The 10,266-nt window shown below is 48.5% G+C and carries 6 protein-coding genes; 5 read left to right on the forward strand and 1 reads right to left on the reverse strand.

Features of this window, described 5'->3' with window-relative positions; all coding sequences use genetic code 11:
* The first annotated feature begins 74 nt into the window (after positions 1-74).
* The 3 genes from M3085_RS07895 to M3085_RS07905 all read left to right on the forward strand — a co-directional run bounded on the left by M3085_RS07895 (position 75) and on the right by M3085_RS07905 (position 6,367).
* Positions 75-3,332: a S41 family peptidase gene (locus tag M3085_RS07895; protein WP_249052735.1), complete on the forward strand. Its 3,258-nt coding sequence runs from the start codon at positions 75-77 to the stop codon at positions 3,330-3,332.
* 590 nt (positions 3,333-3,922) lie between these two features.
* Positions 3,923-5,122 (forward strand): multidrug effflux MFS transporter, encoded by a 1,200-nt coding sequence (locus tag M3085_RS07900; RefSeq protein WP_249052736.1) that lies wholly within the window; start codon positions 3,923-3,925, stop codon positions 5,120-5,122.
* A 72-nt stretch (positions 5,123-5,194) separates the two neighbouring features.
* On the forward strand, positions 5,195-6,367 hold the full coding sequence (locus M3085_RS07905) for an iron-containing alcohol dehydrogenase (RefSeq protein WP_178257195.1): 1,173 nt from the start codon (positions 5,195-5,197) through the stop codon (positions 6,365-6,367).
* Between the two features lie 102 nt (positions 6,368-6,469).
* Here M3085_RS07905 and M3085_RS07910 read toward each other — a convergent pair whose 3' ends face one another.
* The gene (locus M3085_RS07910; RefSeq protein WP_191710849.1) at positions 6,470-6,919 is read right to left on the reverse strand and encodes an acyl-CoA thioesterase; all 450 of its coding nucleotides are present in this window, start codon (positions 6,917-6,919) and stop codon (positions 6,470-6,472) included.
* A gap of 127 nt (positions 6,920-7,046) precedes the next feature.
* Between M3085_RS07910 and M3085_RS07915 the strand changes: the two genes are divergently transcribed.
* The gene (locus tag M3085_RS07915; protein WP_178257197.1) at positions 7,047-8,330 is read left to right on the forward strand and encodes an O-acetylhomoserine aminocarboxypropyltransferase/cysteine synthase family protein; all 1,284 of its coding nucleotides are present in this window, start codon (positions 7,047-7,049) and stop codon (positions 8,328-8,330) included.
* A 74-nt stretch (positions 8,331-8,404) separates the two neighbouring features.
* Positions 8,405-10,207 (forward strand): MutS family DNA mismatch repair protein, encoded by a 1,803-nt coding sequence (locus M3085_RS07920; RefSeq protein WP_249052737.1) that lies wholly within the window; start codon positions 8,405-8,407, stop codon positions 10,205-10,207.
* Positions 10,208-10,266 lie beyond the last annotated feature (59 nt).

Genomic DNA, 10,266 nt, shown 5'->3' on the forward strand with positions numbered 1-10,266 from the left:
AATAAAATTTCACTTTTTTTCATGTTAACTGCATAATACGTACCTTTGCCCCTAAACAAACAATCAGATTTAGTATGAAAAAGAGCTTATTAACCCTTATATTGGGGACAATTACAGTGGGCGGCTCGGCTGTCACACCGATGTGGTTACGCGATGTCCGTATTTCGCCCGATGGTACGGAAATCGCTTTTTGTTATAAAGGGGACATTTATAAAGTGGCTGCTTCGGGTGGAGAAGCGGTACAACTTACTACGCAGGCTTCGTACGAGATGATGCCTGTATGGTCACCCGACGGAAAACAGATTGCTTTTGCAAGCGACCGTTACGGAAGTTTTGACGTGTTCGTGATGCCGGCAAACGGGGGTGCGGCACGCAGGTTGACTACCAACTCGGCGGCAGAAACGCCTTCAGCTTTTACTCCCGATGGGCAGGCGGTGGTATTTTCTGCCAGCATTCAAGACCCGGCTACAAGTGCTTTGTTTCCTACGGGGGCTATGACCGAATTATATAAAGTATCTGTGGGAGGCGGCAGAACCGAACAGGTGTTGGGTACTCCGGCTGAAATGGTTTGCTTCAATCCTTCCGGTGACACTTTCTTATACCAAGACCGGAAAGGCTTTGAGGATGAATGGAGAAAACATCACACTTCTTCTATTACGCGAGACGTATGGATGTATGACACCAAAACGAAAACGCATACTAACCTGACTAACCGCGCAGGCGAAGACCGTAATCCCGTATGGGCGGCAAACGGAAAGGATGTTTATTTCTTGAGCGAGCGGGATAATGGTTCGATGAACGTCTATGCATTTGCTGTTGATAATCCGAAAAGTGTCCGTGCGGTAACAGCTTTCAGCACTCATCCCGTACGGTTCTTATCTGCCGGAAGCAACGGCACACTCTGTTATACGTACGACGGGGAGATTTACACACAACGCCCCGACGGAAATCCTCAAAAGGTGGCTGTTACGCTGACACGCGACGATGAGTCTATCCCTGCTTCGCTGACGTTTACCCGTGGGGCAAGCGAGGCTACCGTATCGCCCGACGGCAAACAGGTGGCTTTCATCGTGCGCGGTGACGTATTCGTTACTTCCGTAGAGTATGGAACAACGAAACAAATTACACATACTCCCGAAGCTGAAGAGGGTATTTCGTTCGGCGCAGATAACCGTACATTGGTGTATGCAAGCGAGCGAAACGGTAACTGGGGCTTATATACCGCCAAAATAGCGCGTAAAGACGACCTGAATTTCCCGAATGCTACGCTGATTGAAGAAAATGTGCTGTTGGCAGACAAAGAAACGGAGCGTCAGATGCCGAAGTTCTCGCCGGACGGCAAAGAGGTAGCTTTTGTTGAAGACCGTATGCGGCTAAAGGTGATGAACGTAGAGACGAAGCAAGTCCGCCAAGTAACCGATGGTTCGGAATGGTATGAAACCACGGGCAGCTTTGATTACTCATGGTCGCCGGACGGCAAATGGTTTACACTGACGCTTATCAGCAATCGGCATGACCCGTATACCGATGTGGCTTTGGTACGTGCCGACGGGAAAAGCAAACCGGTTAATCTGACCAGCAGCGGCTATACGAGCGGTTCGCCACGCTGGGTAATGGGTGGAAATGCCATCTTGTTTACCACCGAGCGTTACGGAATGCGTAACCATGCTTCATGGGGTTCGCAAGACGATGTTATGATTGCGTTCTTAAACCAAGACGCATACGATAAATTCCGCCTGAGCAAAGAGGATTACGAACTACAGAAAGAGCTGGAAAAAGAACAGGAGAAAGCCTCAGCCGACAAGACAGGCAAGAAAAAGAACAACAAGAAAAAAGACGAGGTTGCTGATAAGAAAAAAGAGGAGGTGAAAGAGATTGTGGTAGAGACCGAGGGTATCGAAGACCGCATCGTGCGACTTACTCCCAACTCGTCAAGCATCGCTTCTGCCATCATCTCGGAAGACGGGGAAAGCCTCTATTATCTGGCAGCATTCGAGGGCGGATTTGATATGTGGAAAATGGATTTGCGCAAGCACGAAACTAAGCTGTTACACAAGATGGATACCGGATGGGCAAACATGGAAACAGACAAGGAGGGAAAAGCTATTTTCATCCTCGGCGGAAACAATATGCAAAAAATGGATGCTGCCTCAGAATCGTTGAAACCGATTACGTTCCGTGCTGAAATGAAGATGGATTTAGCTGCCGAACGTGAGTATATGTTCAATCACGTTTATAAGCAGGAAAAGAAATGCTTCTATACCGAGACCATGCACGGAGTGGATTGGGAGGCTATGACGGAGGCTTACCGTAAGTTCCTGCCCCACATCAATAACAATTACGATTTTGCCGAACTGTTGAGCGAATGGCTGGGCGAACTGAACGTATCGCATACGGGAGGACGCTATTATCCGAGTGGAAAGGTGGAGGCTACTGCCAGCTTGGGCGTGTTCTTCGACTGGGATTACACCGGGAACGGTATGCGTATTGCCGAAGTGGTAGAGAAAGGACCTTTCGACCGCAAAAGCACGAAGGTTACGGCGGGGACGGTTATCGAGAAAATAGACGGCGAATCCATTACACCGACTACCGACTGTTATGCGCTGCTCAACGGCAAGGCGGGCAAGAAAGTCCTTGTGTCGCTCTTCAATCCGCAAACCAACGAACGTTGGGACGAGGTAGTGAAACCCATCAGCGGTGGAGCTTTCAGCGATTTGCTCTACAAACGCTGGGTAAAACAGCGCGCTGCCGATGTTGAGAAATGGTCGGACGGACGTTTGGGATACGTACACATCGAGTCGATGGACGACGGCAGTTTCCGTACCGTATATTCCGATATTCTCGGCAAGTATAACCATTGCGAGGGTATCGTTATCGACACGCGCTTCAACGGCGGCGGACGTTTGCATGAAGACATCGAGGTGTTGTTCAGCGGCGAGAAATACCTAACACAGGTTATTCGCGGACGTGAAGTGTGCGACATGCCGAGCCGCCGCTGGAACAAACCGTCTATCATGGTGCAATGCGAGGCTAACTACTCGAACGCACACGGCACGCCGTGGGTGTACAAGCACCGTGGCATCGGCAAGTTAGTAGGCGCACCTGTTCCGGGAACCATGACTTCCGTCAACTGGGAAACGCTGCAAGACCGCAGCCTTGTATTCGGTATTCCGGTGATAGGCTATCGCCTGCCGGACGGCAGCTATTTAGAAAACAAGCAGCTCGACCCGGACATCTACGTGCTTAACACTCCGGAAACCGTGGTGAAGGGTGAAGATACCCAACTGAAAGCCGCGGTAGACGAACTGCTTAAAGAGATAGACCGTAAATAAGAAATATTATATCGGATAAGATTTTAGGGCTTCTGATAATTCAGAAGCCCTCATTATATATAACTACTCGAAAATATCTTTCAAAATATAGCCAATATCATATTTTCGTAACTCATCCGTATACGTATCAAATGTATAGAGCGTACCATTCGCCACATCTATATCAAACGGGAAAACAGACCGGAAACAAACTCAAAAAGGGGCGGATAAAATACTTAATCGGAAAATTTAAAACAGGCTCTCAACAATGTATGAAAAATTTATTTCTTCATCTGCTTTCCCAAGCCTTCAGAACACGAATTGGCGTATCTATACAAAGATGCAAAACGTATTTCTATATCCCAAAAATACAAAGATAAATCGCTGATTATAAGGCACCAAATTCATGTAAAAACATAAGCGGAAGAACGGATGAACACTACCCGATAAGTTAGTCGGTTCTACCGCTTGCGTTATCCATTGTTACCGCTTGCGTTTTCGGCCTCATCCCTACCCCGATTTGGAACTATTAAACAATAATTTTCAAAACAAAACATTTTGTCAAAAAAATGTAACGTACTTTCGCGCCGAAAAGAACCAAACAATTCATTATGAGACAAAACAAGAACTCTAAAACTTTTATACTCGTCTTTTTAGGTATGCTGACGGCGTTCGGCCCTTTTGTAACAGACATGTATCTCCCTACGCTCCCGGCAATGTCGGACTTCTTTAACACCACTTCGTCTATGGTCCAGTTAGGACTTACTACAAGTATGGTAGGCCTCGCCGTGGGGCAACTGTTTTTCGGACCGCTTAGCGACAAATACGGGCGTCGTTCGCCGCTTATCATCGCCATGATGCTCTTTCTTGTTTCTTCCATCGGGTGTATCTACTCGCAGACTATCATGCAGTTCGTGGGTTTCCGCCTGATACAAGGCATCGCGGGAGCGGGTGGCATCGTGATTTCGCGCTCCATCGCCGCCGATAAATTTTCAGGACGCGAATTGGGGAAAATGTTGGCAATCATCGGAGCTATCAACGGGGTTGCTCCCATTGCCGCACCGATGGGCGGAGGTATGCTTGCCGACAGCGTGGGCTGGCAAGGCATCTTCTGGTGTTTGTTCGGATTAGGAGTCATTTTATTGGCCGGCAGTTTTCACCTCAGCGAATCGTTGCCGCAAGAAAACCGGAAAGCTGCAAAATGGAAAGATGTGTATCGCTCGTTCGGCACGGTGTTGCGCAACCGGCAGTATGTATGCTACATCCTTCAGTTCGGTTTCGCGCAAGGCGTGTTGTTCGCCAACATTGCTTCCGCTCCCTTTATCATGCAGCAACATTACGGCTTCTCGCCCATGCTGTTCAGCGTATGTTTCGGGGTCAACGCTGTTGCCATCGTGATTTCTGCCGCGGCCTCGGTGAAATTCCGCCGTCCGGAACAAGCCTTGTCTACGGGAAGCACGGGCATGGTCTTTGCCTCTCTCTTGCTGTGTGTCGCCCTGATTATGAAATGCGACTTTTGGATTTATGAAACGCTACTGCTCTGCCTGCTGTCGATGTTGGGACTGACGTTTACGGCTTCGAACACGTTGGCAATGGACTGCGAGCGGGAAAACGCCGGAACAGCTTCTGCATTGCTCGGCGCATTGGGGTTTGCCTTCGGAGGTATCGTTTCGCCGCTGGTAGGACTGGGCGACCTCATGACTTCTACGGGAATCATCTTTCTGGCAGGTTCGCTCTGTTCGTTCGGCTGTACGCGCTTCGCATTGCGAACCAATCTGTTACAACATGCGCCGGAAATGATTCGGAAATAAACAGGCGTAACATTGTTTTTTCATTAAAAAAACACTATATTTGGGACATACGAACTTTAAACAGGAAGTATTATGAACTCAAATCCAATTTTCAGTGTACACATTCCTACCAAGATTTTGTTCGGATGTGGCGAATTAAAGAAGTTGGCAACAGAAAAGCTGCCGGGAAAGAAAGCCCTGATTGTTATATCGGGAGGAACCGCAATGAAAAAATACGGCTATCTGGATAAAGTTATCGGGCTGCTGAAAGAGAACAATGTAACATCAATCGTATTCGATAAAATTCTTCCGAACCCTATCAAAAGTCATGTGATGGAAGCTGCGACCGTATGCCGCGAAAATCAGTGCGACTTTGTAGTAGGTCTGGGCGGCGGGAGCAGCATCGACTCGGCAAAATCAATCGCTGTAATGGCTTGTAACGAGGGCGATTATTGGGACTACATCAACGGCGGAACCGGAAAGGGACGCCCGGTAACGAAGGCTTTGCCCGTGGTTGCCATTCCTACCACTGCGGGAACGGGAACAGAAGCAGACCCGTGGACGGTTATCACCAACGAGGAACGTCAGGAGAAAATAGGCTTCGGAAACGAGTTGACTTTCCCCGTGCTTTCCATCGTCGACCCGGAACTGATGGTGTCTATTCCGCCACATCTCACAGCATATCAGGGCTTTGATGCTTTCTTCCATGCAGCCGAAGGGTTTATCGCCAACTGTGCCACTCCCATCAGCGACCTTTATGCGCTAGAAGCAATCCGCTTGTTATACAAATACTTGCCCGTAGCGGTAAAAGACGGTAAGGACTTAAAGGCAAGGGCGAAAGTGGCATGGGCAAGTACGCTTGCCGGACTGGTGGAAGCTACATCGAGCTGTACATCGGAACACTCGCTTGAGCACGCCATGAGTGCTTACTATCCCGAACTTCCTCACGGAGCGGGGCTTATCGCCATCAGTGAGAATTACTTCGAAACGTTCCGCAATGACAGCATGAAACGTTACATGAAGATGGCAGAAATCATGACGCAGCAGAAGAGCAACCGTCCGAGTGATTTCATCGACGCACTGGTAAGAATGCAGAAAGAATGTGACGTATACGGACTGAAACTGAGCATTTGGGGACTGAAAGAAGAGGATTTCCCGAAGATGGTACAAAACGCCCGCGAAACGATGGGTGGGCTATTCCTTTTCGACCCTCGCCCGATGACGGATGAAGAGGTACTGAACATTTATAAAAAATCATACCGGTAAAGCCGGTGGTTTCCCATTCCAACCCATAAACGAAAGAGGAAGAACCTGAGTGCTTCTGCTTACAGGTTCTTCCTCTTTTCGTTTATCTGAATAAAAGTATTGTTAATCTACCGGTTCCGATAACTCTTCCAATGTTTTTCCTTCGTACAAACAGATTGCTTCCTTATAATCTTTCGGAAGCGCCACGGGCTCTTTCGTAGCTATGTCATACCCTACCAGCACCGTACGACACTGGCATTTCAACACGCCGCTTGCCTTGTTGGTGGCACGTTGCAACAGCGTAAGGCTCTTATTGCCGATATGAATTACCGCCGTCTCAATAATCAGTTCGTCGGAAAAGAACACCGGAGCCAGAAAGTCGGCATTGATATTTGCCACCACCACAGCAAATTTATTCCATTCCTCCATCCCGAACACATCGCGAAAATACGAAGTTTTCGCAAGGTCGTATAACGAAAAATAAGCATTGTTGTTCATGTGCCCGTACAAATCGACATCGCTAAACCGTATTTGTATAGGCATTACGTGTTTAAACTTGATTTCATCTGCCATAATATAGTAGTACTTAAGATTAGTTTTCTCAAATATACATCTTTTTTATTAAAACCGCTATCAAGTGGCAGATTATTTCTTACTTTTGCTCGCACTTACTAAGATTTATCCTTAATAATCATATAAAATGGAAAAGAAATTCAGCAAAGAGACACTCTGCGTACAAGGAGGGTGGACTCCGAAAAACGGAGAGCCTCGGGTTCTTCCGATTTATCAAAGCACAACGTTCAAATACGATACCAGCGAACAGATGGCACGTTTATTCGACCTGAAGGATAGTGGATATTTTTATACGCGCCTCCAGAACCCCACGAACGACGCTGTGGCTGCCAAAATTGCCGCATTAGAGGGTGGTGTAGCAGCTATGCTTACTTCATCGGGACAGGCTGCCAACTTTTACGCTGTGTTTAATATCTGCGAAGCGGGCGACCATTTTGTCTGCTCATCTACCATTTACGGAGGAACGTTTAACCTGTTCGGCGTAACGATGAAGAAGTTGGGCATCGAATGTACATTCGTGGATGCCGATGCTCCGGACGAGGAAATCGAAAAGGCGTTCCGCCCGAACACGAAATGCCTGTTCGGAGAAACCATCTCCAATCCGAGTATCAATGTGCTCGACATCGAGAAATTTGCACGCATCGCTCACAAACACGGAGTTCCTTTAATCGTTGACAATACGTTTGCCACTCCCATCAACTGCCGTCCCTTTGAGTGGGGAGCCGACATCGTTACCCATTCTACCACGAAATACATGGACGGACATGCCACCTGCGTAGGCGGAGCCATCGTAGACAGTGGCAACTTCGACTGGGATGCACATGCCGACAAGTTCCCCGGTCTGACTCGCCCGGACGAATCGTACCACGGACTGACGTATACGAAATCATTCGGCAAAATGGCTTACATTACCAAAGCCACTGCCCAACTGATGCGCGACTTGGGTTCCATCCAGTCGCCTGAAAATGCTTTCCTGTTGAATCTCGGCTTGGAAACCCTGCATCTGCGTGTGCCCCGTCACTGCGAAAATGCCCAGCGCGTAGCCGAATGGCTGGAAGCTAACCCGAAAGTGAAATGGGTTAATTACTGCGGACTGAAGAGCAGCAAGTATTACGAACTGGCAAAGAAATACATGCCGAACGGATCGTGTGGGGTCATCGCTTTCGGACTGAAAGGTTCACGCGAAGAGGCTATCCGGTTTATGGACGCCCTGAAGTTGGCTTGCATCGTGACCCACGTAGCCGATGCGCGTACCTGCGTACTGCATCCGGCAAGCCATACGCACCGTCAGCTTACCGACGAACAGTTGATTGAAGCGGGCGTTGCTCCCGATTTGATTCGCTTATCGGTGGGTATCGAAAATGTAACCGACATCATCGCCGATTTGGAGCAAGCGCTTGCCACCATCTGATACACCTGAATACGGAGAGGTACAGGAAGCGTTCACGTACCTCTCTATTTGTTTCTATACATCCCTTTTACCCCATGAAGCCGCACGACTATTACGCCCAGCGTCTGACAACCACCGAAACCGAATTACATCAAGTTAAACAACGCATTACCCGCATCAGTTTATTACGTGTAATCTTGTTTATCGCCGGAGTAGCGGGACTTATCACATTTTTCCACAGCGAGAGTTGGAAAATCATTCTGACCGTATGCTGCACTTTCCTTCCGTTTTTCTTCCTGTTAAAAATACACGACCGTTTGTTCCGGCGTCGCGACTGGCTGGAGACGCAGGCACGCATCAACCGGGAAGAGTTGCAAGCCCTGACGGGAGATAACAGTTGTTTCGACGAGGGAAAGGAGTTTGTTAATCCGGAACATCCGTATTCGTTCGACCTTGATGTGTTCGGAAACCGCTCGCTGTACCAGATGATAAACCGCACTTGTACCACTTTCGGAAAAGACCGCTTGGCTACATGGATGCAACATCACCTGAAAGATAAACAAAACATTGAGGAACGGCAGCAAGCTGTAAGGGATTTAGGGTGCCGTCCCGACTTCCGCGAACAATTCCGCGTAACGGGACTAATCTTTCACGGTCAGGCTTCAGACGGTGAGGAAATCCGTACGTGGACTGAAACTCCGTGCCAATACCTCCATGCTCTTTGGGTGAAAGCGTTCATTTGGGGCGTTCCTGCCATCAACGTTGTCTTGCTGGCAGCGGGATTGGCTGACTTTATTTCGATGACTTGGTTCGGACTGTCGTTCATGCTCTTTGTCATCATCAGTTTCGGCATCATCAAGCGTGCCACGATGGTACAGGAAACTTACGGAAAGCGGCTGAAAACCTTAAACAGCTATGCCCGACTGATTGCTTTGGCTAAAAAGGAACAATGGGAATCGGCACTGATTCAAAAGTTGATGGAGCGCCTCAACCTCGACGGAAAATCGCCGGTAGATGCGCTTATGCAACTATCGAAAGAGCTTGACCGTCTTGATTTGCGCAATAACCAACTGCTTTATGTGATTTTGGAAGGAAGTATTTTCTTCCAACTCCGTCAGATAGTACGCATCGAACGATGGAAAGAACGTTACGGGCGGTTCGTCATGGACTGGCTGTCGGTAGTGGGAGAACTTGATGCGCTTTGCTCATTGGGGACTTTCGCTTATAATCACCCCGATTATGCTTGGGCTTCCATCGCCGACACTCCGTTCTGCTTTCAGGCTACGGCAATGGGACATCCGCTTATGCCCGCCCGCCAATGTGTAAAAAACGATGCCTCCATCCCTTCACGCCCTTACTTTCTGATTATCACGGGAGCAAATATGGCAGGGAAAAGCACGTACTTACGCACCATCGGGGCTAACTATCTGCTTGCCTGCATCGGCGCACCCGTGTGCTGCGAGCGGCTTACGCTTTATCCGGCACAACTCGTTACCAGCCTGCGCACATCGGATTCGCTTTCAGACAACGAGTCTTATTTCTTTGCCGAACTCAAACGACTGAAACGTATCATTGACTTGCTGAACGAAGGACAAGAGCTGTTCATCATCCTCGACGAGATATTAAAAGGGACGAACTCATCGGATAAACAGAAAGGTTCGTTCGACCTGATCCGACAGTTTATGAAGCTGAAAGCAAACGGCATCATCGCTACCCACGACTTACTGTTGGGAAAACTTGCCACACAGTTTCCCGGACAAATAAGGAACTATTGCTTCGAGGCAGATATTACGAACGACGAGCTTACGTTCTCGTACAAGCTGCGCGAAGGAATCGCACAGAACATGAATGCGTGCTTCCTGATGAAGAAGATGGGAATCACGATTCAAGACGATTAAACCCCGTCTGATAACTCCCGAAAACGCTACCGTTAGCGTTGCTTCACGCAAGCCGAAGC

It is taken from the genome of Bacteroides caecicola (assembly GCF_023337095.1).
Classification (GTDB): domain Bacteria; phylum Bacteroidota; class Bacteroidia; order Bacteroidales; family Bacteroidaceae; genus Phocaeicola; species Phocaeicola gallinarum.